The organism is Nocardia sp. NPDC055002 (genome assembly GCF_053608825.1).
On sequence record NZ_JBSGWE010000004.1, the window covers coordinates 812,037 to 837,602 of the forward strand.

The window sequence follows — 25,566 nt, forward strand, 5'->3', positions numbered from 1 at the left end:
CGAGTAGGGGTTTCGTAAGTGGATAGACGTCGAATGCTGGCGATGTTGGCCGCGGGTACCGCTGTGGCGCTGACAGGCTGCGCGACCGCCGAGGGCGAGACCGTCGAGGCGGGTTCCGGCGGCGAGATCCCCACGCCGCCGCCCGTTCCGACCCCCGTCCAGCCCCTGCTCCCGCCCCCGCCGGGCGGTCCGAAGTCGATCATTCCCCCGAAGCCCATCACCGCGCTGCCGGGCCAGGGGCTCACCATGGCACTGACGGTCGACGACGGCGCCAGCGCCGAAGTCGTCGGCGCGTATGTGAAATGGGCGAAGGACACCGGCGCCCGCTTCACCTTCTTCGTCACCGGCTATTACGACTCCTGGACCATCCACCGCGACGCGCTGCGCCCGCTGGTGGAGTCGGGCCAGATCCAGCTCGGCAACCACACCTGGGACCACGCCGCCCTGACCAAGATCAGCACCACCGAGGTGGCCGACCAGCTCGGTCGCACGAAAACGTTCCTGCGCAACAACTTCGGCGTCGACGGCACCCCGTTCTATCGACCGCCGTTCGGATACCACAACGCCACCGTCGACAAAGTAGCCGCCGACCTCGGCTACACCGTCCCCACCATGTGGTACGGATCCCTGTCCGACTCGGGCCTCATCACCGAGGAATACCTGATCGAGTGCGCGCACAAATACTTCGCCGCCCAGTCGATCGTCATCGGCCACGCCAACTTCCCCCCGGTCACCCACTGCTACGGCCGGCTGGTCGACATCATCCGCGAGCGCAACCTGTCGATGGTCACGCTGAACGACGTCCTGGAAGTACGAATCTGATCTCGCAAGAACATGGGTAACTCACCGGGCACGAGCTGACCCGCCCACCTCACAAAGCTTGCCGCGTACCCAACTCTCCCCGTACCCGGGTCTGGCCAAAAGACCCGGGGAGGCGGCTACGGCACGATGTTGACCATCTTCCCCGGCACCACGATGATCTTGCGGGGCGCCTGACCGTCGAGCAGGGCGATGACCTTCTCGTCGGCCAGGGCGGCGGCCTCGATCGACGCCGGGTCGGCGTCGGCGGGGACCTGGATTCGGCTGCGGACCTTGCCCTTCACCTGGATCGGGTATTCCACCGAGTCCGCCACCAGCAGTGCGGGGTCGGCGGCAGGGAAGGGACCGTGGGCCAGGGAGGTGGTGTGGCCCAGGCGTTCCCACAGTTCCTCGGCGATGTGCGGAGCCAGCGGAGCGAGCATCAGCACCAGCGGTTCCACGGCGGCGCGGGGGGCGCCGGTGGGGTAGTTCTTGGTGAGGTGGTTGGTCAGCTCGATCAGCTTGGCGCCCGCGGTGTTGTCGCGCAGCGCGGCCAGATCCTCGTCGACGCCGGCGATGGTGCGGTGCACCAGGCGCAGGGTCTCGTCCGACGGGGCGGTGTCGGTGGCCTTCACCGTGCCGGTTTCCTCGTCGACCACCAGGCGCCAGACGCGCTGCAGGAAGCGGTGCGCGCCGACGACGTCCTTGGTCGCCCACGGACGTGAGGTGTCCAGCGGACCCATCGACATCTCGTAGAAGCGGAAGGTGTCGGCGCCGTAGAGGTCGCACATCTCGTCGGGCGAGATGGCGTTCTTCAGCGACTTGCCGATCTTGCCGTACTCCTGGGAGACCTCGATCTCGACGCCGTCGGCGGCGGTCCAGAAGAACTTCGCGTCACGTTCGACGACCTCGGCGGCGGGCACGTACGCGCCACGCTCGTCGGTGTACGCGTAACCCTGCACGTAACCCTGGTTGTACAGGCGGCGGTAGGGCTCGCTGCCCGACACATCGCCCAGGTCGAAGAGCACTTTCTGCCAGAACCGCGCGTACAGCAGGTGCAGCACCGCGTGCTCCACACCGCCGACGTACAGGTCGACACCGCCCGGGTCGTTCGGGCCGTGCTCGGCCGTGCGCGGGCCCAGCCAGTACTTCTCGTTCTCCTCGGCGCAGAACGTCTCGGCGTTGGTCGGGTCGGCGTAGCGCAGCTGGTACCACGACGATCCGGCCCAGTTGGGCATGACGTTGGTGTCGCGGCGGTACTGCTTGGGTCCGTCGCCCAGATCCAGCTCCACGTTCACCCAGTCGGTGGCCTTGGCCAGCGGCGGGGATGGCTCGGAGCCGGCGTCGTCGGCGTCGAAGGTGACCGGCGCGAAGTCTTCCATCTCCGGAAGTTCCACGGGCAGCATGGATTCCGGCAGCGCGTGGGCCACGCCGTCGGCGTCGTAGACGATCGGGAACGGCTCGCCCCAGTACCGCTGACGCGCGAACAGCCAGTCGCGCAGCTTGTACTGGACGGTGCCGGTGCCGTGACCCTCGGCTTCGAGGTGACCGATCATCGTTGCCTTGGCCTCGTCGACCGAAAGCCCGTTCAGGAAGCCGGAATTCACCAGCTTGCCCTCGCCCGAGTGGACCGCTTCGGCCACGTTCCCGCCGTCGATCACCTCGATGATCGGCAGGTTCAGCGCGGTCGCGAAATCCCAGTCGCGGCTGTCGTGGCCGGGCACCGCCATGATGGCGCCGGTGCCGTAGCCGCTCAGCACGTAGTCGGCGATGAAGATCGGCACCTGCGAGCCGTCGGCCGGGTTGGTGGCGTAGGAGCCGAGGAAGACGCCGGTCTTCTCCTTGTTCTCCTGACGTTCCAGATCCGACTTCGCCGCGATCGACTTGCGGTATGCGGCAACAGCTTCCGCGGGGGTGGCGCTGTCGTTGGTCCAGCGGGCATCCGTATCGGCGGGCCAGGCGGCGGCGGTCAGCTTGTCGACCAGCTCGTGCTCGGGGGCCAGCACCACATACGTCGCGCCGAACAGGGTGTCGGGACGGGTGGTGAACACCTCGATGGTCTCGCCGTCCGCGTCGAACCGCACCTGGGCACCACGCGAGCGCCCGATCCAGTTGCGCTGCATGGACTTCACATTGTCGGGCCAGTCCAGGGTGTCCAGGTCGTCGACCAGGCGGTCGGAGTAGGCGGTGATGCGCATCATCCACTGCCACATGCGCTTACGGAACACGGGGAAGTTCCCGCGCTCGCTGCGCCCGTCGGTGGTGACCTCTTCGTTCGACAGCACGGTGCCGAGTCCCGGGCACCAATTGACGATCGAATCCGATTGGTACACCAGGCGATACGAGTCGATCAGCGCACCGCGCTCAGCGGCCGGCATGGTGTTCCAGTCGCCGTCGGGAACCGGACGCGCGCCGGTGGCGAACTGCTCTTCCAGCTCCGCGATCGGCCGGGCCCGACCGGCTTCCTGGTCGTACCAGGCGTTGTAGATGCGCAGGAAGATCCACTGCGTCCACCGGTAGTACTCGGGGTCGGTGGTGGCGAACGAACGCCGCGGGTCGTGGCCGAGGCCCAGCCGGTCCAGCTGACGCTGCATGGTCGCGATGTTGGCTTCGGTGGTCACCCGCGGGTGCGCGCCGGTCTGCACCGCGTACTGCTCGGCGGGCAGGCCGAAGGCGTCGTAGCCGAGCGCGTGCAGCACGTTGCGCCCACGCATGCGGTGGTAGCGGCCGAAGACGTCGGTGGCGATATAGCCCAGCGGGTGGCCGACGTGCAGGCCCGCGCCCGAGGGGAACGGGAACATGTCCTGGATGAACAGCTTGTCGGGCGGCGTCTCCCCGGCGAGCGGCCCGACCGGGTTGGGCGCGTTGAAGGTGCCGCGCTCGGTCCAGTTCTGCTGCCAGCGGCGTTCGATCCGCCCAGCCAGCTCGGCGTTGTACCGGTGCTGAGGTACGTCAGTCTCGGTTGCACGAGTGTCCTGCACGGTCCTGCCTTCTTGTTCTCGCCGATCCCCGGTAAACATCGTCTAACAGCGTAGAACGTGGACGCGAGGCGATTTCCCAAGGGCCGAGAACATGCCGCGCGGCCACGACGGCACGCACGGGCGGTGTGTGGCCGGTCACGCTCGGCGGGGAGCCCTGATTTCGGGCCTTTACGGGTGCGCTAGCCTGCATGAATGGTCGTCGTCGCTCTCCTGTTGTTCGCGCTGGCCGCGGTCGCGATTGTGACCGGCGTGCTCGGACTGCTCGGCAAACTGCCCCGCAACCGCTTCCTCGGTGTCACCACGGAAGCCGCGCTGCACAGTGACGACAATTTCCGCATCGCCAACCGCATCGCCGCCCCCACCTCCGTCGGCGCGGGCGCCCTGCTGTTCGCCGGCGGACTGGTCGTGCTGGTCGCCGGTGGTCTCGCGAGCGTCGGCGTAGCCGCCCTCGTCGCCGTCATCGCCGTCTTCACCCTCGGCGCAGGCGCCAACGCCGCCGCCCGCACAGTAGAGCCGCTCCTCCCGCCCGCCCCCGTCGGCGGCTGCGGCTCCTCCTGCGGCGGCTGCTCGCTCCGCGACACCTGCGCCCCCGCCAACTAACCCTCTAGCGGCAGGGTCCTGCGTTCCGGTACAACGGGAGCAGGACCTTGATCGGGGGGAATTGTGAAGGTTGTCGGGGCTGGGCTTGTTCTTGCGTTGATCGGGGCGATCGCTACCGGCTATTCGGTGATCGCGGGGGTCGTGCTGATCGTCATCGGGGCGGTCGCTGTCGTGGTCGGGGGCGTTCTCGCCTTTCGCGATCCCGGGGGTTCGCGGAAGTCGAAGCGGTGGTGGGCCGCGGGCTCGTCCGCGGGCGGGGTCAGCTGGTTCGGTGACGGTGGCGGGCAGTCACACGGCGGCGGTGGCGGAAACAGCGGCAGCGGTGGGCACGGTGGCGGCGGCTGTAGTGGTGGCTGCGGCGGTGGCGGCTGTGGGGGTGGCGGCGGCGAGTGATCGCTGAGCGCATCCTCGGCAGTGGTTGAGCCACAAGGGGATTGCAAGAACGCGCGGTTATGGTCGGCCTCGGATGGCCATGACCGGCACGGTCACGATTCCCACCACGCCGAACACTCCGACAATCATCGGCGGAAGGCCATCGGGCAGATCATTCAGGCAATTCGGTGTCGACGTAATGCGGCGACGCTCATCTCGGGGGAGGAACCATGGTCTTTGTCGTGGCGTTCATCGTCGCTGTCGTCGGGCTGTTGCTCGGCGGCGGAATCGGAGCAGTGCTGCTGGCGACCACGATCGTGCTGGTGCTGTTCGGGCTCGTCATGCTCGGTGCCACACCGGAAGCCAGAAACGAACGGGACGCGGCCGCGGTTCGCCGGGCGCGTCGGCGTGCGTCGTCGGGGCAGGCGCGGCAGGCGAAGAGCCGGCGAGGGTCGGCGTCGTCGAGGGGTGCTGGCGACGGGGGCTGCTGACCGGGCGGTTCTCACCGCTAGTCGGCCGCAAGGGGATTGCAAGTGCGCGCGGTTACGGTCGGTCTCGACACACCGGTCCAGGTAGGGGGTCCCCATGAACTTCATCGATGTGATCGCCACACTGCTCGCGATCGTCGTAGTCGCGGTATTTCTCGTTGTGCTCATCGGAGGTCCGGTGATGATCATCGGGATGATCATTCGGGCGACCGATACCCCGGCCGACAGGACCAGGCGCGCGCAGCGGGCCGCGAACTTACAGCGGGCACGCACGCACCAGCGGGCACGCACGCACCAGCGGGCAAGGCGCTCGGGCTCGAGTGGCTGGAGCTCCACTGACAGCAGCTGGTCCAGCGGCAGTGCCTGGTCGGCGAGCAGCGACTCCGGATCCAGCAGCGGCAGCAGTTGCGGCGGCGGTAGCAGCAGCTGCGGTGGGGGAAGTAGCAGTAGTTGCGGCGGCGGCAGCAGTAGCTGCTGACATCTGAACGGACAATCTTCATGATCTACGGTGCGGGAATTCTGGTAGCTCTGGTCGGGCTGATCGCCACCAGCCATTCGCTGCTGATCGGCCTCGGCCTGCTCGGCTTCGCGGTGACACTGCTGACGATCGGTGGTGTGCTGAGTTTCCGGAATTCGCGCCGCCTGCGGTCGAAATACCAGCGTCTGCGGATCGACACCGGCGGCAAGGCCGGTCGACGCGGGATCGACGACGCGGACTCGCTGAACGAAACCTACGGCGGCGGTTTCGGTGGCGGCGGCGGGGACTGAGGACTGGTCGCCGCGTCGGGCCGGCTGAAAGCGAATTGCAAGGACCAGCGATTACGGTCGGTCCAGACATACCCGATCGCACCACGCGTTCGACATTCGCAGGAGGTTTCCGATGGCCGCTACGCGTTCTGACCTGCGGGGGAGCAGGGAATACATGGCCGGGGCGCTGGTGCTGCTGGTTGTCGGGCTGATCTCCGCGGCGTACGGATGGATGTTCACGGCGGCGATCCTGTTCGGCTCGCTGGTGTTCTTCATCATGGGCGTCACCCGGATCGTGCTGCGGCCGAAGCGGGGTGCGGGCGGTGCTGCGCGCAGGTCGGGATGGCTTGCCGCGGGAAGCGCCGGTGCCGGGTTCGCCGGGACCGGTGACGGTGGCAGCGGTGACGGTGGCAGCGGGGGGAGCTGCGGTGGCGGCAGTGGGTGCGGCGGCGGGGGCGGTTGCGGCGGCGGGGGCGGGTGCTGAACCACGGATGACCGGGACCTGGCGGAGGGGGCCGGGTCCCGGTCGTGGTGACCCGGCCGGTGGCCGGGTCCCGGTCGTGGTGACCCGGCCGGTGGCCGGGTCGGGTTCCGTTGCCGAAGGGGCTACCGCAGGTCGACGAGGGCAGCGTGGACGGCGTGCCCTGCTGCGGGGTCGCCGACCGTGATGCGCGCGCTACCGTCCGGGTAGGCCTTCGCTTTGATACCGGCGCGGCGCAGGGCGGTGGCCACGCCGGGTCCGGGTAGGTAGAGGAAGTTCGCGTGACTGGGCGGTACGTCGATTCCGCAGGCACGCAGAGTGATTCGCAGGCTGTCGCGTTCGAGGTTGATGCGCTCGACCCGGTCGCGCAGTTCCGTGCCCGCCGCGTAGGCGGCACGCACCGCGGCGACGGACGCGGTGGGTGTGCCGAAGGGCAACTGCTGGTGGCGGATTCGTTCGATCAGTTTTCCGCGGCCCACGCAGTAGCCGATCCGCAGCCCGGCCAGTCCGTACGCCTTCGAGAAGGTGCGCAGGATCAACAGATTCGGGTGACGGTGCAGCAGGCTGTGGATATCGAGACGGTCCGCCGGATCGAGGAATTCGACATAGGCCTCGTCGAGGAGCACCGGTACGCGGTGCGGGATCGCGGCGAGGAAGGAGCGCACCGCCGCCGCGTCGAGGACGGTGCCGGTGGGATTGTGCGGGCGGCACAGCACGACCAGGCAGGTGCGCCGGTTCACCGAGCGGCGCATGGCAGTCAGGTCCTGATTGCCGCCGGAATCGAGGGGGATCGGGACAAGGGTCATCCCGGCCATCTCGGCCATGATCGGGTAGCCGTCGAAAGTGGGTGTGCCGGTGACTAGTTCACCGGCGCCGAGCGTCCGCATCACCTGCAGGGCGACACCGGTGGCCCCCGCGCCGACCACCACGTCGTCGGGCGAGACCCCGAGGTGATCGGCGATCACCCGCGGCAGTTCCTCCGGCAGGAACTCCGGATACCGGTTGGCCTGGGTGAGGGCGGCAGTCACCGCCGTCAGCACGGAGGGCAGTGGGGGAAAGGGGTTCTCGCTGAGACCGAGGTCGAACAGCGTGGGTGTCGCCGTGGTGTGGAACCGACGGGAGGGGATCGTCGGTTCCACCAGCCGCACAGTCATCGCGCGGCGCCCCAGCGAATAGCCGCGGCACCGGCGAAATCACCCGCGTGCGCGAATGCCGACAGGAGAACCACCGACCCGTTGCACAATCGGCCTGCACGGTTCTCCGCATCGAGAGTGACGGGAATGCCCGCAGCGAACAGGTTTCCGCACTGGTCGAAGGTATCGGGATGACGTTCGGCGGGCAGCTCCAGCGCGTCGTGCCAGTTGCGCAGGAACAGCCGGTTCGGCTGATTGGTGACGAAGGTGTCGATATCGCTGCTCTTCACCCCGATCCGCTTGCAGACCTCCAGCGCCACCTCCGGCACCAGCCGGTTGCCACGCGCGAACACCTTGGTGATCTTGGATTCGGAGAAGGTCACACAGCCCTGACCCTCGCCCGGCTCCCAGTACTTGCGCGGACCGTTCGTGGAGAAGTCCATGTCACCGGCGAATTCGGGATAGGTGCGGGTTTCGATATCGAGGATCGGTCCCGAATCATCCTTGCGCAGCAGGCCGATTCCGCACCCGTCGCCCGGCACCGGCGCCTGCGCCAGTTTCCGGATATCGGGCTGGGTGAACACCGGGCCCGCACAGTTCTGCGCGGCGACGATCAGCGCGGTCTTCGCCTCGCTGGTGGCCATCATCATCCGGGCTATCGCCATCATCTGGACGAACGCGGCGCACCCGCTGTTGTGCACGTCGAGTACCTGCGCCGGACGAGCGCCCAGCCGGCGAGCCAGTTCGGGGCCCGCGCCGAGCACGGGATTGTCGGGCAGCTGGGTGTGGGTGATGATGATGTCGATCTCGGACGCGAGGTCGGCGCCGTGGCGTTCACGCAGGACGGCGAACGCCTGCTCGGCCATGTCCACGGCGGTCTCGTCGCGGCCGATGTGATGACGGCCGGTCGGCGATCGGAACATCACGTTCTTCGCCATCCGCTCCGAGCGGGAGAACTGGGTGAAGTAGTCGGTCGGGACGGGGTCGCCGGGCAGATAGCTCGCGACGTCGACCAGACTCACCTGCGGCATGTTCACTGCATCCACTCCGGCTTGATCGGCAGCCCGTTGGCCGCGCGGTATTCACAAATGGCTTTGAGGTTGTCCAGCTCGAGCTGGTGTCCGGCGGAGAACATCTCCCAGAAGTCGCCCACCCAGACGGGGCGCTTCGGCGGCGCGGTTTCGGGGTAGCCGTTCTCGTCGTAGAAGGGGTGCTTGCAGTTGATCCACGTCACCACCGAGCCGGGCTTGTTGAACACCACCTGGGCGTCGACCACCCGCATCAGGTAGATCATCCAGAGGTGCTCGGACTGGTCCCACGCGCAGTGATAGTCGACGGTCATCGCGTCGGGATGGGCGACGGTGCGGGTGAAACACTTGGTCGCGTCACCGAGACGGTCGTAGGACAGCCACAGGCCGGGCTCCTCGGTTTCGGTGAATCCGCGCAGGCTGTAGGTCCATTCCTCGAGCGAGCGGGTGTCGGCGAGGTATTCGTAGACCTCGCGCGGTGGGGCCGCGATGTAGGTCTGCACGGGGCAGTAGTCGCCGAAGATCTGGTCGTGCGGATACACCGACCGCAGCATGTCCATGATGATCGGCGTTGTGGTCTCCCGGTCGGAGTTCTCGATGCGGATGACGCCGGGCACCACCTCCTCGGGGATGTCGGACAGGGCCGGCAGGGCGCTGATGGTCACGGGGTGCTCCTGGATGATTCGAGGGCTGACAGAAAGGGGAGGAACGGCGGGACTTCGTCGGGGTCGCAGAGGATTTCGAGGAACGACGGCCCGGTGGCGGCGAAGCTGAGGTCCAGTGCGCCGGACAATCGGGGGGCGTCGGAGACGGTGCGGGCGGGCAGCCCGGGGAACATGGCGGCGATGCCCGCTCCCAGGTGTGACGGTTGAAAACGGTTGAAGCTGTAGCGATCCCGGTAGTAGAGCTGTTCACGGGTGACGCACATGGCGTGCGCGTTGTTGTTGAACACCACGAAGGTGATGGGCAGGTCGTGTTCGATCGCGGTGTGGATTTCCATGCCGTGCATGAAGAACGCGCCGTCGCCGGCGATGACGACGGTGCGATGCGGGCCGTCGGGCGCGGCGCGGCGGGCGAACGCGGATCCGATACCCGCACCGAACGCGTAACCCATTCCGCCCATCCCGAGTGCGACCGTGAAACGTCCGCGCTCGGGTACCCGTAGGTAATGCACCACCGAGGCGCCGGTGTTACCCGCGTCGGCGAAAATGTCGGCGCCATCGGGCAGCGCGCGCTGAATCGCCTCGATGACGGTGCGATAGCGCAGGCCGGGTCCCGCCGCCGCGGGAACGGGCATCGGCGTGAGCTCGGCGGAACGCTGACTTGTTGTGGCCCCCGCCCCGATCTCGGCCAGCAGCGTGGCGATGGTTTCCGCGAGATCCGCGCTGGTGGCGTAGGTCGCCGCGAGGTAGGGAGCGTGCGCGCCGATGCTGAGCACCGGCAGGTCGGCCAGGGCCGCGTCGAGCCCGGCGCGGGCAGTGACCGGCAGGCGGGTGCCGACGAGTAGGCAGGCGCTCGCGGCCGACAGGGCTTCGGCCAGCTCGGCATGACCCATGCTGCCCGCGACACCGCAGTAGCCGGGGCCGGTGTTGGAGTACACGTCCTTGGCGTCGGGGGCCACGCCGATGGCGGCGTCGAGCGTGGCCACCAGTTCGGCGAGCTCAGCGCGGGCATCGTCGCGGGCGACCTGATCACCGGCGATGATCACCACCTTCCCGGTGCGCCGGGCGTTGGTGAGTTCGGTGGCGATGGTGTGTGGGGAAGTCGCTTCCGGGGAGGCGCGATCCAGCCGTACTCCGTCGGAGGGGGCCGCGACGGTGTCGAACTGTTGAGCGACGACGGCCTCCGGCATCAGTTGCTGCTGAACATCTTTCGGGATCAACAGCACCGCAGGCCCACCACTCTCCGCGGCGGTGATCGCCGCGGCGAGCTGTGCGGGCAGCTCGAGCGGATCGGTCACCCGAGCGCAGTACTTGCTGATCGTCGCGAACAACGCTGCCGCGTCGATGGATTCGGACAAGCCGCTCGAATCCTGGAACGCGCCGAGACCTTCCAGGCTGGTCGGCGGCTGTCCGATCAGCGCCAGCACCGGAACCCGTGACGTGAACGATTCGGCGAGTCCGGCAACGAGATTCACCGCACCACCGCCGGACGTGGCGGCCACGACACCCAGCCCGCCGGTGCTGCGCGCATACCCGTCGGCCATGGTCGCCGCGGAGAACTCGTGCTTGGCGACGATCCCGGCCGGTGCGCCCCCCGCATCGAAGATCGCGTCGTAGAGGTCCTCGATATTGGCGCCGTCGACGCCGAAGATCTGGGTGATTCCCCGGTCGGCTACCGTTCGTACCAGGTAGTCCACCACTCTGTCCGGCATCGGCACTCCTTCTCCGCGACGAAATGTGACGCCGTTGTGCACCGCGTCTGATGGGGTTACGAGGCGCGCCAAGGGGGAGTTCAGAGGGTGGGTGAAAACCACCCCTTGTGTGTACGTACACATATACGTATAGTGGGTTCATGCCCAACAAGACGATCTACGTAGCCGACGACGATCTCCCCGTGTTCCAGCGGGCGCAGGAGCTCGTCGGCGGAAACCTCTCCAGCACCGTGGTCAGCGCGCTGCGCAGGCTCATCGAACTGGAGGAAGGTCGTGAGGCCGGCTTCGAGGAGGTCGTCCTGCAGGTGGGTCGCGACGGTGTCCGGCAGGTGCGCTTCCAGGGCGTGCTGCTGGGTGAATGGCGCGAGGTCGGCGACAAGCGGGTGCTGCACCAGCAGGTCTACCGCAGCCGCAAGGGCAAGCTCGTGCTCCACACGCACTCGGCGCTGTGGTCGGAATACCCGACCGGGGACGCCGCGGGCGACATGAAGGACTGGAAATACTGGCGCCGCATGTTCGGCATCGGCGATCGGGCGTGGGACTGGGGTGACTACGAGTACGAGATCCTCGACGACCTGAAGGACCTGAAGGATCGCGTGCCCGACAAGCTCTATCGCAAGGTCGAGGACATCACCGCGCACCCGCAGATCGAGGAACTCGACATCTAGCTCCGTCCTCGGACGAACAACCACACACCGCACACACCGACCGCAGCCCCTGGGGGCTGTGTCGATAACTCATGCACATATTCGCAGCAATGAATGCAATCCTCTGGAAAGGGACGACCATGGTCAACTCGGCCATCACCGCACGCGGTCTCCACAAGGCCTACGGCGACAAAACAGTTCTCGACGGCATCGACATCACCGTCGCCGAGGGCACCGTGTTCTCGTTGCTCGGCCCCAACGGCGCGGGCAAGACCACCACCGTGCAGATCCTCACCACACTGATCGCCGCCGACGGCGGCGAATGCACCGTGGGCGGCCACGATGTGGCGACCGACCGGGGCGGGGTGCGTGAGCTGATCGGCGTCACCGGGCAGTTCGCCGCGGTCGACGAGCTACTGACCGGTCGGGAGAACCTGCACATGATGGGGGACCTCAACCATCTGCCGCGCCGCGAAACCCGCGTTCTGGCCGACGAATTGCTGGCACGGTTCGACCTGGTCGAGGCAGCCGACAAGCCCGCGAGCACCTACTCCGGCGGCATGACCCGCAGGCTCGATCTGGCGATGACGCTGGTCGGCAATCCGCGGGTGATCTTCCTCGACGAACCGACCACCGGCCTCGATCCGCGCAGCCGCCGCTCCATCTGGGAGATCATCCGCGGCCTGGTCGACGATCTCGGCGTCACTGTCTTCCTCACCACGCAGTACCTCGAGGAGGCCGACCAGCTGGCCGATCGCATCGCGGTGCTCGACAACGGCCGGATCGTCGCGGAAGGCACTGCGGCAGAACTGAAGCGCCTGATCCCCGGCGGCCATATCCGCATCGATTTCACCGATCAGCCCGATGTCGACGCAGCTCAGCGCGCGTTCGGCTCGACGGCGAAGGTGGTCGAGGGCACCGACGGGCTGACCCTCGCCGTGCCCAGCGACGGCGGCGTGCGATCACTGCGTGCCGTCCTCGACCTCCTGGATGCCGAGAACATCGAAGCGGGCGGCATTTCCGTGCACACCCCCAACCTCGACGACGTCTTCCTCACCCTCACCGGCATGAGCGGTCAGCGGCCGGAGGCGGAAGCGGAGCGTGACCACGCAGGCCGCCCGAGCATGCCCATTGTCAACAGCCGCGCCACCATCGAGCAGGAGACTCTGCGATGACCACTCAGACCAAGTCCAAGTCCAAGTCCAAGTCCTACGCCGTCGCCGACACCATGACGATGCTGCGGCGCAACATGATTCACGTCAAGCGCTATCCCAGCATGACGTTCAGCATCATCATCATGCCGATCGTGCTGATGCTGGTGTTCAAGTACGTCTTCGGCGGAGCACTCGAGAAGTCCTCGGGCGGCAGCTATATCGACTATCTGGCGCCCGGCATGATGCTGCTGTTGCCCGCCTACCTGACGGTGTCGGTAGCGGTCTCGATCGCCACCGACGCGAGCAAGGGCATCGTGAATCGCTTTCGGGTGATGGCGATCTCGCAGTCGTCGGTGCTCACCGGGCATGTGCTCGGCGCGCTCATCCAGGCGATGGCGGGCGTTGTCGCGATGACCGCCGTCGCGATGCTGGTCGGCTTCCGGCCCAACGCGAACGTCGTGGAGTGGGTCGGCGCGTTCGGGCTGCTCGCCCTGGTGACCTTCGCCTTCACCTGGCTCGCCATCGCGCTCGGCCTGCTCTCGCCCACCCCCGAAAGTGCCAGCAACGCACCGTTTCCCATCGTGCTGCTGCCCTTCCTCGGCAGTGGCCTGGTCGCTACCGACACCATGCCGGTCGGCATGCGTCAGTTCGCCGAATACCAGCCCTTCACCCCGATCACCGAGACGCTGCGCGGACTGCTGATGGGTACCGAGATCGGCGCCAACGGCTGGGTCTCGCTGGTCTGGTGCGCGGTCATCGCGGGCGGCGGCTTCCTGTGGTCGAAGTCGATCTTCCGCAAGCAAGCGAAGTAGCCTGTCGCGCACACGGTCCGGTCTCCCCCGCGGAGACCGGACCGTTTCGCGTTCAGACCTGGGCGACCAGGACCGTCCGGCCGGAATCGATGGACGTGATCTCCACTGTGCTGATCGAATCCGGCGGGGCGTCGATGGTGCGATCCACCGTCAGCTCGGTGCCGGGACCCGCGGGCCACTGGTCGAGTTCGAAGCGCTGCTCACCCGCGGTCACCACGAGCCCGTAGGTGCGGGTGTAGCCGGAGCCGTAGGCGCTCGGCGCGTAGCTGCAGGTCATCACCAGGCGCGTGCGGTCGCCGTCGCGCACCAGCTTCACCTGCGCGCTCACCGGCGTCTGCTCCACCGCCCGCATCTGCTGCTCCGCGACGATCTGCTCGGTCGGCGTCTCCGAGCGCGCCACGGTGACGGTCACCGGAATCGCGATCGCCACCGCTGCCGCGGCGGCCGCCACCGCGCTGCCGACGCCCGTCCAGCGTCGCCGCCGCCTGCGCCGTTCGGCCGCCGCGGCCAGCGACGGGAGCAGATCGGGGATCTGTGACGGAACCGGCTCGGGCGAGGCGATCATCGACAGTGCGGTGTCGCGGTCGACCAGGGCGAGCATGCCCGGCATCCCGGACAGCTCGGCGACGGCCTGCTGGCAGTGCGCGCAGCCGAGCAGATGCGCCTCGTATTCACGCCGCTCGGCGGCGCCGAGCGAACCGAGGACATAGGCCGCGTCCCAGGTGCTGTACTCGTCGGCGAGGTCGGTCATCGGTTCGTCACCCCCATCTCCTGTAGCGCCAGTCGCATGGCGCGCATGCCGTAGTGCAAGCGCGATTTCACCGTCCCCGGCGGGATGCCCAGCTCGTCGGCGATCTGGGCCATGCCGAGGCCGCGATAGTAGGCCCGCACGATCACCTCGCGATGATCCGGGCTCAGCGTGCTCAGCGCGTCGGCGACCAGCCAGCCGTCGAGCGCCCGATCCGATTGATCGGGGCTCACCTGCTCCGGTGGGTTGTCGGTGCCGAACTCGCGGCGGTGCCTGGCACTGCGATGCTCGTCGACCGCGAGATTACGTGCCACGGTGAACAACCATGCGCGCGGTGAGGTTTCGGTCTGCTCCAGCACGGCCGGGCGTTGCCAGGCGCGCAGCAGAGTCTCCTGCACGATGTCCTCGGCCCGGCCGGGATCGCGTACCAGGCCGAGGGTGAAACGCCACAGCGCGGGTGCGTGCTCGGCGTAGAGCGCGCGCATCAGTTCGTCGCGACCATCGTTCATCGGCGGCCCTGGTCACTGCTCGTCGAAATTCATATGTCACTCCTGCTCGTGTGAAGGAGTAACGGGATCAGTTGCGTTCGAGTTCAATCGGGTGTGTCGCCAGCAGGGCCAGCGGCAACGGCTGACGGCGCAAGACCGCGGACCACAGGTCGTGGCGGTCGGTGGCGATCGGATCCGACGGCAGCGCCGAGACCACGATCCAATCGTCGTTGTCGAGTTCGCCGTCGAGCTGGCCCATCGACCAGCCCGCGTAGCCGGCGAAGATCCGGATCTTCTCGAGAAGCGGTCCGATCTCGGCGGGGTCGGCGTCCAGATCGACCAGCACCACCCGGCCGTCGACCCGGCGCAAGCCGCGGATGTCGGAGATGTCGACGCCGGCGCGCAGCACCCCCAGGCACAGCGCCGCATCGCGTTTGACCGGTCCGCCGATGTAGAGATCGGTCGGGGTGGCGGCCAGGTCCGCCCAGGCGGGCAGCACATCCACGACCGGGGTCTCACTCGGCCGGTTCAGCACCACGCCGAGGCTGCCCGCGTCGTTGTGCTCGATCACATACACGACGGTGCGCCGGAAAGTAGGTTCCACCAGGTCTGTCGCGGACACCAGCAGATTGCCCGCGCGGACGTTCACCGCCGGCTGACCGCGCCGCCGATCGTCGCCGTGCCCGTCGCGAGTCCGGCGCTCGTCCGGGTCGTCTCCGCCTGCCACCGAGCCATCATCGCATTGGAGCGGCGGTGCGCGCTTCCCGCGCAGCGGATCGGAACCGGAATTTCTTCGTGCGTGGACCCCGCGATCGCCCGGTAGGGTCGCGCTATGCACTCGCCCGAAGTCCTGCTCGACGACAACGACGCTGTGTACGACTACTACCTGCGGCATCAGCAGAACAGGTGGAAGGCGCTTGCCTCGTACGCGGTGCTGGCCCGGCGGTTCCGGCCGCGCGTGACGTTCGCCGAGGGCGCGAAACAGCAGTTGAAGGCGCTGATCCGCAGCGGTCGGCCGGTGATCTACGCGATCAACCACCTCTCGACCAGCGATCCGTACACGGTCGCGGCGACGGCGTGGCGCTCACCGCTGCGCTCGAAGATCGGGCGGGTGCGGGTGCTGGCGAAGGACGAGCTCTTCCTCGACCCCGAGCAGCGGCGCAAGGTGGACATGATGGGCGGGATCCCGGTGTTCCGCGGCAAGGACCACGGCATTCGCGCGGTCAATGCCGCAGGTCAGCGGATGATGGATGTGTGCGCGCAGCGGTTGGCCGCCGGTGATCACCTCGCGATCTTCCCCGAGGGGACGTGCAATGAGGTAGATCACACCAAGGTGCAGGCGGTCGGCAGCGGAATCGGGCATATCGCGTTCCGGGCGGCCAAACTGGACGCCGCGCCCGCGCTGGTCGCCATGGGGATGAACTACGGCTCCTATGCGGCCGGTGTCGAGCCGACCGCGGCGGAGGTGGTGTCGGGGAGCGCCTACTTCCGGGCGCCGATTCTCGAGTTGCCGCAGCGGCCCGCCGACATCGCCAGGCTGGTCAAAGACGAGCTGCAACTGGCTGTCGACGGGGCCGTCGCGCGCTACTGAGGTAGACCGAACAACTCTCTGGCTCGTTGCGGGACGTAGGCGATGTAGTCGGGGCGGGTGGTGATGAAATGCAGGACGACCGGGCACATCGGCAGGACGCTGAAACCTTGGTCTCTGCTGGTGTCCAGCGCGGCTTTGACCAGGGTGTTCGCCAGTCCTCGGCCTTCGAATCGGGGGTAGATCTCGGTGTGCACGAGGGCGCGTTCGTCCCCGGTGTCCTGGTATTCGATGTAGCCGGCGGGTTGACCGTCGGCGGTGAGTTCGAACCGCTCGAGCGCGGTGTTGTTGCGGACCTCGGTCGCCATAGGTCGACGCTACCGTGTTCGGGAGGACAACCCACTGAGCAAATGAGAACATGGGTCACTCCCCGACCACCTCCGAGCCGTCGCGCGCCTGATGAAAGGCAGAGAGCGAACGGTCGAGCTCGGAAACGACACTATGAATACACGGAGAGGCGGAACAGATGGCCGGCGAACCGCTTGTCGTGCTCGCTCCCGACAAGTTCAAGGGGTCGTTGACCGCGCCGGAGGTGGCCAGGGCTCTGGCCAGGGGAATCGCTCGGCGTGCGCCGAAGGCGCAGGTGCGGTGTGTGCCGGTGGCCGACGGTGGTGACGGGATGGTCGACGCTTTCGTGGCGTCGGGGTGGAAGCGGGTGGAGGTCGCCGCGCCCGGGCCGACGGGGGAGCAATCGACGGCGGTGTACGCGGTGCGGGGGGATACTGCGGTGGTGGAGCTGGCGGCTGCCGTGGGGCTGGTGAAGTTGCCCGGTGGGCGGCTGGATCCGCTGCGGGCCGATACATTCGGGTTGGGTGTTGCCATCGTGCACGCGCTCGACGGCGGCGCGCGGGAGATCGTGCTCGGGCTCGGCGGAAGCGCTTCGACGGACGGTGGGTCGGGGTTGTTGCGGGCGCTCGGATTGCGGTTGCTCGATCAGGAGGGGCGGGAACTGGCGGGCCGCGGGGACGTGGCCGCGTTGCTCGAGCAGGTCGCCTCGGTGGATCGAGGTGGGCTGCATCCGGCGGTCGCGACGACGCTGTTCACGCTGGCCTGCGATGTGGACAATCCGTTGCTCGGGCCGGCTGGTGCGGTAGCGGTGTACGCGCCACAGAAGGGTGCCACTGCTCGGCAGATGCTGAAACTCGAAGCGGGGCTTACCAACTGGGCGGCCGTGCTGGGCAGGGGCTACGCCGAGATCGGTGGCGCGGGCGCGGCGGGCGGCACCGGGTTCGGGGCGCTCGCGGTGCTGGGTGCGCAGGTGCGCAGCGGGATCGATGTACTGCTCGAGCTGCTGGAATTCCCGGCCCTCATCGACGGGGCCAGGCTGGTCGTCACCGGTGAGGGCTCACTGGATCACCAGAGCATGCACGGGAAGGCGCCGGTCGGGGTCGCGGCGGCGGCGAAGAAGGCGGGCGTGCCGGTGATCGCGGCGGTAGGGCGAACCCTGTTGTCGTCCGGGGAGATTCGAGCCGCGGGATTCGCCGCGTGTTATCCGCTCAGCGACCTCGAGCCCGATCCCGCGCGCTCGATCATCGCGGCGGCCGACCTGCTCGAACGCATCGGCGAGCGGATCGCCATGGAGCACCTGTGCCGGATGCGCTGACGGTTACAGCGCGATCCGGGAGGGCGAGGGCTGCGGGGCAGTCGGCCGGGTAGCGGTGGCCAGCGCCTCGCGATTCTCATCGCCCCAGGTCTCGAGCGGTTCCAGCGCGAGGCGAAGGGCTTCGCCCAGCGGGGTGAGCGAGTACTCCACCCGCGGCGGGATCTCGGGATAGATCTCGCGGTGCACCACGCCGGTGCTCTCCAGGTGCCGCAGGTTCTCGGCGAGCACCTTCTCGCTCACACCCTCGAGCAGCCGCCGGATCTGACCGAATCGCTGCGGCCCGGCGCCGAGCACCCACATCAGGTGCAGCTTCCATTTACCGCCGACGACGTCGATGGCCAGGCTCATACCGCACACATCGTGATCTGCGTCACTGCTCAACGTCGCCACACCCTTCTGACCGTATTTCGAACCTCTGGGTAAGCAACCACACCCGAACGTTCGGTCTTCCCGACGATACTCGCGCCGACCACCATGGAAAGCGGCGCCGAACCAACCAGTATCGAGAATCGAAGGGCCACACCATGTCCGAGCAGACCGCTCCCCGTTCCGTTTCCGTTCTCGGCCTCGGCCCGATGGGCCAGGCCATGGTCAGGGCTTTCCTCGAGGCAGGCGTCGAGGTGACGGTGTGGAATCGCAGCACCGCCAAGGTCGATGCCATGGTGGCGCTGGGTGCCAAGCGCGCAGGCACCGTCGCCGAGGCGCTCGATGCCAACGAGGTCTCCGTGCTCAGCCTCACCCATTACGACGCCATGTACGACGTGCTCGGTCAGGCGATCGACCACCTGCCCGGCAAGGTGATCGCCAACCTGTCCTCCGATTCACCGGACAAGGCGCGAGCGGGCGCGCGGTGGGTTCGTGAGCGGGGCGCCGAATTCCTCTCCGGCGGCGTGATGTCGGCGGGCGACAACATCGTCCATCCCTCGTCCTACATCTTCTACAGCGGCCCGAAGGCGGTCTTCGACGCGCACGCCGAGCTGCTGCGCCCGCTCAGCCCGCAGGAATACCTGGGTGCCGACGACGGCTTGGCCCAGATCTTCTACCAGGCCCTGCTGATCACCTTCCACCCGTGGTTGCTGGCGTTCGACCAGGCGTCGGCGATGATCGCGAACTCCGGCCACAGCATCGACCAGTTCGTACCGTTCGCCGTCCGCTCCGCCGGCGCCTACCCGTTCTTCATCGAACAGTTCGCCGAGGCGAACAAGGCGGGCGGCTTCGCGGAGCTCTCGCACCTGAAGATGATGGACGCGGGCGCTCAGCACATCATCGACGCCAGCGAAGAGGCAGGCGTCGACGCGAGCCTGTCCCACCTCGCCCAGTCGTTCTGGCGCAAGGCCGTCGCCGCGTCCGAGGCGACAGGCAGGCAGATCTCGCCGTACGCGTTGTTCCGCGGCGAGGCGTCCTGATGTCGGCTTCCGGCCGAGCGGCCGAGGCGGTCACCGTCATCGGCCTCGGCCCGATGGGGCAGCAGATCGTGCGCACCTACCGCGCCGCGGGTTTCACGGTGACGGTCTGGAACCGCACCCCCGGCAAGGCCGACGGTCTGGGTGCCCATCGCGCCGAGACGGTCGCCGACGCGGTGGCGGCGGCGGAGCTCATCGTGCTCAGCCTGACCCACTACGACGCGATGGACGAGATTCTCGGCGGCGCCGATCTGACCGGCAAGGTTGTGGTCAACCTGTCCTCGGATTCGCCGCAGCGGACTCGGCAGGGGGCGGCGTTCGTCCGGGCTCGCGGTGGCGAATTTCTCGTCGGTGGGGTGATGGCTCAGCCGCACGAGCTGGCCGGGCCTGCGGCGTACATCTTCTACAGCGGCCGACCGGCGGTATTCGAAGCACAACGAGAGTTGTTGCGGCCCTTGGCGGCCATGGAATATCTGGGTGCCGATGACGGCGCGGCCCAGGTCTTCTACCAGGCGATGCTCGCTCTGTTCCTGCCTCTGCTGCTCGGCTACGAGCAGGCGCTGGCGATCATCGACCGGTCCGGTTCCGCGATAGCCCGGTTCATGCCCTACGCCCAGCGGTCACTGGGCAGTGTCGGCGAGCTGTACGCCGCGTGGGCGGGAATCGCCGAGGACGGGGGTCCGCCCGATCCGGCGTACCTGCGAATGATGGCGGCCGGCGCGCGACATGTGGTGGCGACCGGTGCCGAGGTCGGCGTGGACACCGTTCTGGCCGAATCGGTTTCGTCATATTGGGAGCGAGCTGCCGGTACGCCCGAATCGACGTTCCAGGTATTTCGCGGATGAAACTCTCGATTCGCTGAAATCGGACTTTTCGGAAACTGTGAGCACTGCTCTTGACTTGGGCGCGCGGATCGCGCATGCTTGTACTCAACAGAGAGCAGTGCTCACAGTTCAGGAGTGATCGACATGGACAACGCGACCCGCCACCTCCCCCCGACCGGTATCGACCCGATCGTCAACAAGATCGCCAACCTGCTGCCCAAACTGGGAATCAGCATCATGGGGTCGCGGCTGCTGGCGGTGCGCGGCCGCAAGAGCGGGGAATGGCGCACCACCATGGTCAACGTGATGACGGCCGCCGACGGCGAGCGCTACCTGGTCGCGCCGCGTGGGCACGTCCAATGGGTGCGCAATCTGCGCGTGGCGGGCGACGGCGAACTACGCCTCGGCCGTAAGACCGAACGGTTCACCGCCACCGAGGTCGCCGACGCCGACAAGGTGCCGCTGCTCCGGCTGTACCTGGAGAAGTGGGGCTGGGAGGTCGGCAAGTTCTTCGAGGGTCTCACCAAAGACGCGACCGATGCCGAATTGATCGCTATCGCACCGGGTTTCCCCGTCTTCCGCCTCAGCTAGGGCTTGCTCAGGTATTCGATCGCGGCGGCATAGCCCTGGATGCCGAGGCCGGCGATGACCGCGGTCGCGATCGGGGAGACGAACGAATGGTGCCGGAACTCCTCGCGCGCGTGCACATTGCTGATGTGCACCTCGACGATCGGCACCTCCGGGATCACCAGGGCGTCGCGCAGCGCCACCGACGTATGGGTGAGGCCGCCGGGGTTGATGACGATGGCCGACACCTCGCCGCGGGCCTGGTGGATCCGGTCGATCAGCGCGCCTTCGTGATTGGACTGGAACGCGATGACCTTGCGCTCGAATCGGGCGGCGGTCTGCTCGCACAGCGCGACGACATCGTCGAGGGTGTCGGCGCCGTAGATCTCGGGCTGACGGGTGCCCAGCATGTTCAGGTTCGGTCCGTTGATGACGAGGATCGGACCGGTGGCCTGCACGGAATCTCCCATGCAGGCCACTGTAAGTCACAAGCCGGTGGGGCCCTCCGAGCGCAGGTCGTCGACCTTGCGCATGGCTTCGCGGAGTTCGGCCAGCCAGGTTTCGGCGTGTTTGCCCGCGAGTTTGACCGTCCAGGCCAGGGCGTCGGCGCGGGAGCGGGCGACGCCCGCGTCGATCAGGGTGTCGAGGACCTGGCGTTCGGGCTGACGCAGACGGGTCATCACGGGGACCGCCAAGTGGGTGAACAGGATCCGTTCGCCGTCTACTCGCACGCCCCAGGCGACACTGCGGCCGTAACGCCGCTGGGCCTCGTCGGCGATCTGCATGCGGGCCGGGCGGGTCGACTCGCGGAAGCGGGCCAGCGCGCCTTCTTTCGTGGCCGCCGGGGTGCTCGCGTCGCCGGGGACGGGCAGTTCGCCGACCACGACGATCTCGTCGCGGTCGATCTCGATGTCCACCGGCCCGGTGAACCAGTCGGCGGGCAATCGTCCGGCGAACCAGTCGGGGGCGTCGGCGGGATCGGGAAGGTCGGCTTGCTGCCAACCGCCGGGTCGGCCGAATCCGCGCTCGCGTCGATCGTTCCGCATGGAAATCACCTGCTATCTGTCTTGCGCACGTTGCGTTGATTACAAGATTACGCCGATATCAGCGCGGTGAATTCCGCTCTGCGTGAACCGGTGCGTATCGACTCGGTAAAGGCGATGCCGTGCGTGTGGACGGAGACGGCCTGGGTACCCTCGCGTTGAATCGCCGGACAAATGCGAGATCCGCACCACCTGGCGCGGCTGTCGGTACGGTTGACGCAGCAGTTGTTGCCGCTTACTGGGCGAGGTTGGAAAACGGACCCTCATCAGGGCGAGATTTCCGGCACAATCGAGGTGTCGAGGTCGGGGAGTATCCCGGCTGACCGGGGCATTGGAGACGGGTCAACTTCCGGTACGGTGGATTTGTTACCGGAGTGGCAAGAGTGAAGAGTGGGCGATATGGATGTGTGGGGATCCCGCCGCTTTCGCGTCCGGGGCGCAATGGCGATCGCGGGGGTTGCGACCCTCGCCATCGCGCTGTGCTCGTGCGGAGTGGGTGGGAAGACGAGCGAGTCGGAGACGGTGGTCCAGCGGTTCACCGAGTACCTCGACGATCAGGACTACGGCAAAGCCGCCGACCTGACCTCGTACCCCGCCGCCGCTTCGGCAACCATGAAGCAAATGTTCGAGGGCCTGCAATCGGGCACTGTCGACTACGAGGCGTCGCAGGTCATCGACCTCGACAAGCAGTCCGCGATCTTCAGCATGGAAGTGGCCTGGAACTTCGGCGAGAAGAAGGACTGGACCTACACACTGCAGGGCACCGTTCGCAAGCTCGCCATCGGCTGGCGGATCTCCTGGGAGCCCGCGGTGGTCATGCCGCAGCTGACGAACAACCGCACCGTCAAGCTCGTGCGTACCACCGCGAAGCCGCCGCCCAAGGTTGTCGACCTGCCCGGCGAAACGCTGATGACCGAGCAGACGCTCAACGTCATCAAGATCGACCCGAGCCGTACCGGCGACCTCGTCGGCACCACCAACGCGCTCGCCGACGCCATCGAGCCGGTCGCGCCCCTGATCACCGGGCCGTCGCTGATGCAGCAACTGGCAGGCTCGCAGGGCAAGCCGATCGTCGCGGTGAACCTGCGCGACGGGGATTTCGCGATCCTGGAACCACGGATGGCCAAGGTGCCGGGTGTGGTGATGGAGAAGCAGCCCAAACTGATCTCGGCCGACCGGCGCACCCGTTCGCCGATGCTCGACGCGCTGCGCGAGGTATGGCAGGACAGCCTCGAGGCCACCGCGGGCTGGGGTGTGCAGATCTTCGAGGCCGACGGCAGGTTCGTCAACCAGGTGGCCGGATACCAGGGACCGGCCGGGCCGGATATCGCCGCGACGATGGATCAGCGACTCCAGCGCGCCGCCGAAGACGCCGTGGTGAGCGCGGGGACCGCGGCGACGGTCGTGGCCATTCAGCCCTCGACCGGCGCGGTTGTCGCGGTGGCGCAGAACTCGTACGCGACGGAGAAGGGGCCGATCGCCTTCACCGGACTGTTCCCGGCGGGCGGCACGATGGAGCTGTTCCGCACCGTGGCCGCGGCGACCAAGAACAAGCCGCCGCAGGACGTCACCGTGCAGGAGGCGGCCGAGGCGGCCACCGCGCTCGGCGTCGGCGTCGACTTCAAGGTGGCCGGGCTCGACGAGGTGACCGGGCGGATCAGCACGCCCGGCCGCAGCACCGAGCAGGTGCGTCAGGGTGCGGGCGCCGATGCGGTGCAGGTGAGCCCCTTCGGGATGGCGATCGCCGCGGCGGCCATTGCGCGTGGGTCGGTGGTGCCGCCGATGATCGAGGCGGGCAAGCCGGGTACCACCGATACCCCGGTTCCCGCGCTGCCCCAGCCCGCGGTCGACCGGCTGCGCGGAATGATGAACGAGGGCATCGGCAAGCCCGAAACCGCTGCGCTGCGCGGATTCCGCGATATCACCGCCTTCGCCGCGACGGGCGGCGCCGACGGTTGGCTGCTGGCGACGATGGGCGACCTGGTCTTCGCGGTGCACATCGCCGATGTCGACAGTGGCGACGCCACTTCACGACTCGCGGCCGTGCTGCTGAAATCGCTGGCGACGCCGGAGCCGTAGAGCGAGGGTTATCACTGCTCAGTGGCTATGAACCCGGTCTCGAAGTCGATCTTGACCGGTTACGCTACGTCCGTGAAGAGATACGCGCCGTTCGGTATCGATGCTCTATTGGTGATCGTCTTCTGCGCGATCGGGAGGCGCAGTCACGACGAAGCCGTCATCGCCGGTCTGCTGAAAACGGTGTGGCCCTTCGGGTCAGGACTGATCCTCGGCTGGGTCCTTGCGGTCTACCTCGCACGGAACACGCGGTTCGACGCAACGGCGTTGTGGCCCACCGGAATCCTGATCTGGGCGAGCACCCTCGTCGGCGGGATGGTGTTGCGCGCCATCAGCGGCCAGGGCGTCGCGTTCAGTTTCATGATTGTCGCGGCCTGCGTCCTCGCGCTGTTTCTCTTGGGGTGGCGCGCCGCGATACGCGCGCTGCGGTGACACCGTTCGATAATCGGCACATGGGTAACTCATCGGGGACGGGCTAACCCGACTCCATCGTTCCGCCGGCCGCGTCCCCGGATTCCCCGCGCCTACGTCTGGCTTGAATACGCGGGGAGGCGGAATAGAACTCTTGCTCGTACTCTTCGTCGTCGGCCTGTGGTGTGCGGAACAGGAACGCGAAGACGATCCAGCCGACCACGGCGACCAGGATGAAGCTGACCAGCCGGTACACGAACGCGGCCGCGACGGCCTGTGCGGCGGGCAGTCCCGCGGCCGCGGTGAGACTGTAGATCAGCGTCGCGTCCACATAGACGATGCCGCCCGGCGCGAACGGAATCGACCCCACCGCCTTGCCCGCCGCGAAGGCGATGAGCAGCCCGGACAACTTGGGATCGGCGCCGATCGCGTAACAGGCGGTGCCCAGACACGCCACGTCGGCGAACCGGTGCACCAGCGCCCACACCCCGACGAGCGCCGCGTCCTTCTTCCCCAGATCGACCGACTCGAGTTGCGCCCGGATCTCGGCCAGCTTGGCGATGCCGTGATCGGCGGGCTTCTTCCGCAGCCGATTGACCAGCGCGAGTACCCGCCGCAGCATGGCCTCGAGCGTGCCGGGATGGCGGGCGAGATAGTTGCCGGCGAACAGGACCAGGGCGAGGACCACCAGCGAGACGACGAATTTGAAGCCGATCCCCTGTCCGACCAGCGCGGCGCCGGCGATCCCGAGCAGCGCCAGCCCCGCGGCGGCGACCACGCCGGAGAAGACCAGCTGCCAGGAGGCGACGATCGGGCTCGCGCCCCAGCGCCGAGTCTGGCGGTAGGTGAACGCGGTGGAGAAGACCTGTCCGGCGGGCAGCGTCAGCGACATCGCGGTCGCGCCGTAGACCACCGATACCGATTTCCCCTGGCTGACGTCCACCCCACCGGCGTGCAGCAGTTGTTTCTGCACCCGCCCGAAACCGCTCATCGACATCGCCTGCAACACGATGCACAGGAACAGCCAGCCCCAGTGGATCTCGGTGAGCGTGCGCCAGGATTCGTGCAGGCGGGGCCACAGATACACGCCTTCGCCGACGAGCAGCGCGAGGATCACCGCGCCGAGCACCCACTTGACCCACCGAAAGCGGCGGCGGCGCTCGGCCGGTGCGCCTGCTAGGTCGCCGTCGGCCGTCACGG

General features: G+C 67.6%; 29 protein-coding genes. 16 read left to right on the forward strand and 13 right to left on the reverse strand.

Features of this window, described 5'->3' with window-relative positions; translation table 11 throughout:
* The first annotated feature begins 33 nt into the window (after positions 1-33).
* Positions 34-822: a polysaccharide deacetylase family protein gene (locus tag ACWF99_RS20510; RefSeq protein ID WP_452537174.1), complete on the forward strand. Its 789-nt coding sequence runs from the start codon at positions 34-36 to the stop codon at positions 820-822.
* Between the two features lie 116 nt (positions 823-938).
* Here ACWF99_RS20510 and leuS read toward each other — a convergent pair whose 3' ends face one another.
* The gene (gene leuS / locus ACWF99_RS20515) at positions 939-3,779 is read right to left on the reverse strand and encodes a leucine--tRNA ligase (RefSeq protein WP_452537111.1); all 2,841 of its coding nucleotides are present in this window, start codon (positions 3,777-3,779) and stop codon (positions 939-941) included.
* A 192-nt stretch (positions 3,780-3,971) separates the two neighbouring features.
* On the opposite strand from leuS, the gene ACWF99_RS20520 reads away from it, so the two are divergent.
* From ACWF99_RS20520 to ACWF99_RS20540, 5 genes are all read left to right on the forward strand, one after another.
* Positions 3,972-4,379 (forward strand): SdpI family protein, encoded by a 408-nt coding sequence (locus ACWF99_RS20520; RefSeq protein WP_452537112.1) that lies wholly within the window; start codon positions 3,972-3,974, stop codon positions 4,377-4,379.
* A 96-nt stretch (positions 4,380-4,475) separates the two neighbouring features.
* Positions 4,476-4,772 carry a hypothetical protein gene (locus tag ACWF99_RS20525; protein WP_452537113.1) on the forward strand — a complete coding sequence of 99 codons (297 nt, stop codon included), beginning with the start codon at positions 4,476-4,478 and terminating at the stop codon, positions 4,770-4,772.
* 209 nt (positions 4,773-4,981) lie between these two features.
* Positions 4,982-5,242 (forward strand): hypothetical protein, encoded by a 261-nt coding sequence (locus tag ACWF99_RS20530; RefSeq protein WP_452537114.1) that lies wholly within the window; start codon positions 4,982-4,984, stop codon positions 5,240-5,242.
* A 495-nt stretch (positions 5,243-5,737) separates the two neighbouring features.
* A complete protein-coding gene (locus ACWF99_RS20535; protein WP_378634967.1) occupies positions 5,738-6,007 on the forward strand; it encodes a hypothetical protein in 270 nt (89 codons plus the stop codon).
* A gap of 112 nt (positions 6,008-6,119) precedes the next feature.
* Positions 6,120-6,470: a hypothetical protein gene (locus ACWF99_RS20540; RefSeq protein ID WP_378634970.1), complete on the forward strand. Its 351-nt coding sequence runs from the start codon at positions 6,120-6,122 to the stop codon at positions 6,468-6,470.
* 122 nt (positions 6,471-6,592) lie between these two features.
* On the opposite strand, the gene ACWF99_RS20545 is transcribed toward ACWF99_RS20540, so the two are convergent.
* The 4 genes from ACWF99_RS20545 to ACWF99_RS20560 are packed head-to-tail and all read right to left on the reverse strand — an operon-like array spanning position 6,593 to position 11,002.
* Entirely contained in the window at positions 6,593-7,621 is a 1,029-nt protein-coding gene (locus ACWF99_RS20545; protein WP_452537115.1) for an aminotransferase class I/II-fold pyridoxal phosphate-dependent enzyme, read from the reverse strand.
* A complete protein-coding gene (locus tag ACWF99_RS20550; protein WP_452537175.1) occupies positions 7,618-8,631 on the reverse strand; it encodes a 3-oxoacyl-ACP synthase III family protein in 1,014 nt (337 codons plus the stop codon). Before ACWF99_RS20550 ends, ACWF99_RS20545 begins: the two co-directional genes overlap by 4 nt.
* Before the next feature lie 2 nt (positions 8,632-8,633).
* Positions 8,634-9,293: an SRPBCC family protein gene (locus ACWF99_RS20555; protein ID WP_378634976.1), complete on the reverse strand. Its 660-nt coding sequence runs from the start codon at positions 9,291-9,293 to the stop codon at positions 8,634-8,636.
* Positions 9,290-11,002, reverse strand: a complete 1,713-nt coding sequence (locus ACWF99_RS20560; RefSeq protein ID WP_452537116.1) for a thiamine pyrophosphate-binding protein — start codon at positions 11,000-11,002, stop codon at positions 9,290-9,292. Before ACWF99_RS20560 ends, ACWF99_RS20555 begins: the two co-directional genes overlap by 4 nt.
* A gap of 140 nt (positions 11,003-11,142) precedes the next feature.
* On the opposite strand from ACWF99_RS20560, the gene ACWF99_RS20565 reads away from it, so the two are divergent.
* The 3 genes from ACWF99_RS20565 (at position 11,143) to ACWF99_RS20575 (ending at position 13,615) form a co-directional block, all read left to right on the forward strand.
* Positions 11,143-11,670, forward strand: coding sequence for an EXLDI protein (locus ACWF99_RS20565; RefSeq protein WP_378634981.1), 528 nt, complete (start codon positions 11,143-11,145; stop codon positions 11,668-11,670).
* Positions 11,671-11,789: 119 nt separating this feature from the next.
* Positions 11,790-12,824, forward strand: a complete 1,035-nt coding sequence (locus ACWF99_RS20570; RefSeq protein WP_452537176.1) for an ATP-binding cassette domain-containing protein — start codon at positions 11,790-11,792, stop codon at positions 12,822-12,824.
* Positions 12,821-13,615, forward strand: a complete 795-nt coding sequence (locus ACWF99_RS20575) for an ABC transporter permease (RefSeq protein WP_452537117.1) — start codon at positions 12,821-12,823, stop codon at positions 13,613-13,615. Before ACWF99_RS20570 ends, ACWF99_RS20575 begins: the two co-directional genes overlap by 4 nt.
* A gap of 52 nt (positions 13,616-13,667) precedes the next feature.
* Here ACWF99_RS20575 and ACWF99_RS20580 read toward each other — a convergent pair whose 3' ends face one another.
* The 3 genes from ACWF99_RS20580 to ACWF99_RS20590 form a co-directional block, all read right to left on the reverse strand.
* Complete coding sequence (locus ACWF99_RS20580; protein WP_378634987.1) at positions 13,668-14,366, reverse strand: anti-sigma factor family protein; 699 nt, start codon at positions 14,364-14,366, stop codon at positions 13,668-13,670.
* Positions 14,363-14,872, reverse strand: a complete 510-nt coding sequence (locus ACWF99_RS20585; protein WP_067455024.1) for a sigma-70 family RNA polymerase sigma factor — start codon at positions 14,870-14,872, stop codon at positions 14,363-14,365. The genes ACWF99_RS20580 and ACWF99_RS20585 overlap by 4 nt, the downstream gene beginning before the upstream one ends.
* A gap of 67 nt (positions 14,873-14,939) precedes the next feature.
* On the reverse strand, positions 14,940-15,578 hold the full coding sequence (locus ACWF99_RS20590; protein WP_378634989.1) for a YqgE/AlgH family protein: 639 nt from the start codon (positions 15,576-15,578) through the stop codon (positions 14,940-14,942).
* A gap of 105 nt (positions 15,579-15,683) precedes the next feature.
* Here ACWF99_RS20590 and ACWF99_RS20595 point away from each other — a divergent pair, with 105 nt between their 5' ends.
* Positions 15,684-16,442, forward strand: a complete 759-nt coding sequence (locus tag ACWF99_RS20595; protein WP_378634992.1) for a lysophospholipid acyltransferase family protein — start codon at positions 15,684-15,686, stop codon at positions 16,440-16,442.
* Here ACWF99_RS20595 and ACWF99_RS20600 read toward each other — a convergent pair.
* Positions 16,436-16,747 (reverse strand): GNAT family N-acetyltransferase, encoded by a 312-nt coding sequence (locus ACWF99_RS20600; protein WP_378634994.1) that lies wholly within the window; start codon positions 16,745-16,747, stop codon positions 16,436-16,438. The genes ACWF99_RS20595 and ACWF99_RS20600 overlap by 7 nt on opposite strands.
* Positions 16,748-16,905: 158 nt before the next feature.
* Here ACWF99_RS20600 and ACWF99_RS20605 point away from each other — a divergent pair, with 158 nt between their 5' ends.
* Positions 16,906-18,042 carry a glycerate kinase gene (locus ACWF99_RS20605; RefSeq protein WP_378653817.1) on the forward strand — a complete coding sequence of 379 codons (1,137 nt, stop codon included), beginning with the start codon at positions 16,906-16,908 and terminating at the stop codon, positions 18,040-18,042.
* Between the two features lie 3 nt (positions 18,043-18,045).
* On the opposite strand, the gene ACWF99_RS20610 is transcribed toward ACWF99_RS20605, so the two are convergent.
* Positions 18,046-18,390, reverse strand: coding sequence for a winged helix-turn-helix transcriptional regulator (locus ACWF99_RS20610; RefSeq protein WP_378635278.1), 345 nt, complete (start codon positions 18,388-18,390; stop codon positions 18,046-18,048).
* 176 nt (positions 18,391-18,566) lie between these two features.
* Here ACWF99_RS20610 and ACWF99_RS20615 point away from each other — a divergent pair, with 176 nt between their 5' ends.
* The 3 genes from ACWF99_RS20615 to ACWF99_RS20625 all read left to right on the forward strand — a co-directional run bounded on the left by ACWF99_RS20615 (position 18,567) and on the right by ACWF99_RS20625 (position 20,860).
* On the forward strand, positions 18,567-19,448 hold the full coding sequence (locus tag ACWF99_RS20615; protein ID WP_378653820.1) for an NAD(P)-dependent oxidoreductase: 882 nt from the start codon (positions 18,567-18,569) through the stop codon (positions 19,446-19,448).
* A complete protein-coding gene (locus tag ACWF99_RS20620) occupies positions 19,448-20,290 on the forward strand; it encodes an NAD(P)-dependent oxidoreductase (protein WP_452537118.1) in 843 nt (280 codons plus the stop codon). The genes ACWF99_RS20615 and ACWF99_RS20620 overlap by 1 nt, the downstream gene beginning before the upstream one ends.
* Before the next feature lie 123 nt (positions 20,291-20,413).
* Positions 20,414-20,860, forward strand: a complete 447-nt coding sequence (locus tag ACWF99_RS20625; RefSeq protein ID WP_378635005.1) for a nitroreductase/quinone reductase family protein — start codon at positions 20,414-20,416, stop codon at positions 20,858-20,860.
* Here ACWF99_RS20625 and aroQ read toward each other — a convergent pair.
* Entirely contained in the window at positions 20,857-21,306 is a 450-nt protein-coding gene (gene aroQ / locus ACWF99_RS20630) for a type II 3-dehydroquinate dehydratase (protein ID WP_378635007.1), read from the reverse strand. The two genes, ACWF99_RS20625 and aroQ, sit on opposite strands and share 4 nt — an antisense overlap.
* A gap of 15 nt (positions 21,307-21,321) precedes the next feature.
* Entirely contained in the window at positions 21,322-21,882 is a 561-nt protein-coding gene (locus ACWF99_RS20635) for a hypothetical protein (protein WP_378635010.1), read from the reverse strand.
* Positions 21,883-22,278: 396 nt separating this feature from the next.
* On the opposite strand from ACWF99_RS20635, the gene ACWF99_RS20640 reads away from it, so the two are divergent.
* Positions 22,279-23,958 (forward strand): NTF2-like N-terminal transpeptidase domain-containing protein, encoded by a 1,680-nt coding sequence (locus ACWF99_RS20640; RefSeq protein WP_378653829.1) that lies wholly within the window; start codon positions 22,279-22,281, stop codon positions 23,956-23,958.
* A 72-nt stretch (positions 23,959-24,030) separates the two neighbouring features.
* Positions 24,031-24,387, forward strand: a complete 357-nt coding sequence (locus tag ACWF99_RS20645) for a DUF3054 domain-containing protein (protein ID WP_378635016.1) — start codon at positions 24,031-24,033, stop codon at positions 24,385-24,387.
* Between the two features lie 43 nt (positions 24,388-24,430).
* On the opposite strand, the gene ACWF99_RS20650 is transcribed toward ACWF99_RS20645, so the two are convergent.
* Positions 24,431-25,564, reverse strand: a complete 1,134-nt coding sequence (locus tag ACWF99_RS20650; RefSeq protein WP_378635018.1) for a lysylphosphatidylglycerol synthase transmembrane domain-containing protein — start codon at positions 25,562-25,564, stop codon at positions 24,431-24,433.
* Between the last annotated feature and the right edge of the window lie 2 nt (positions 25,565-25,566).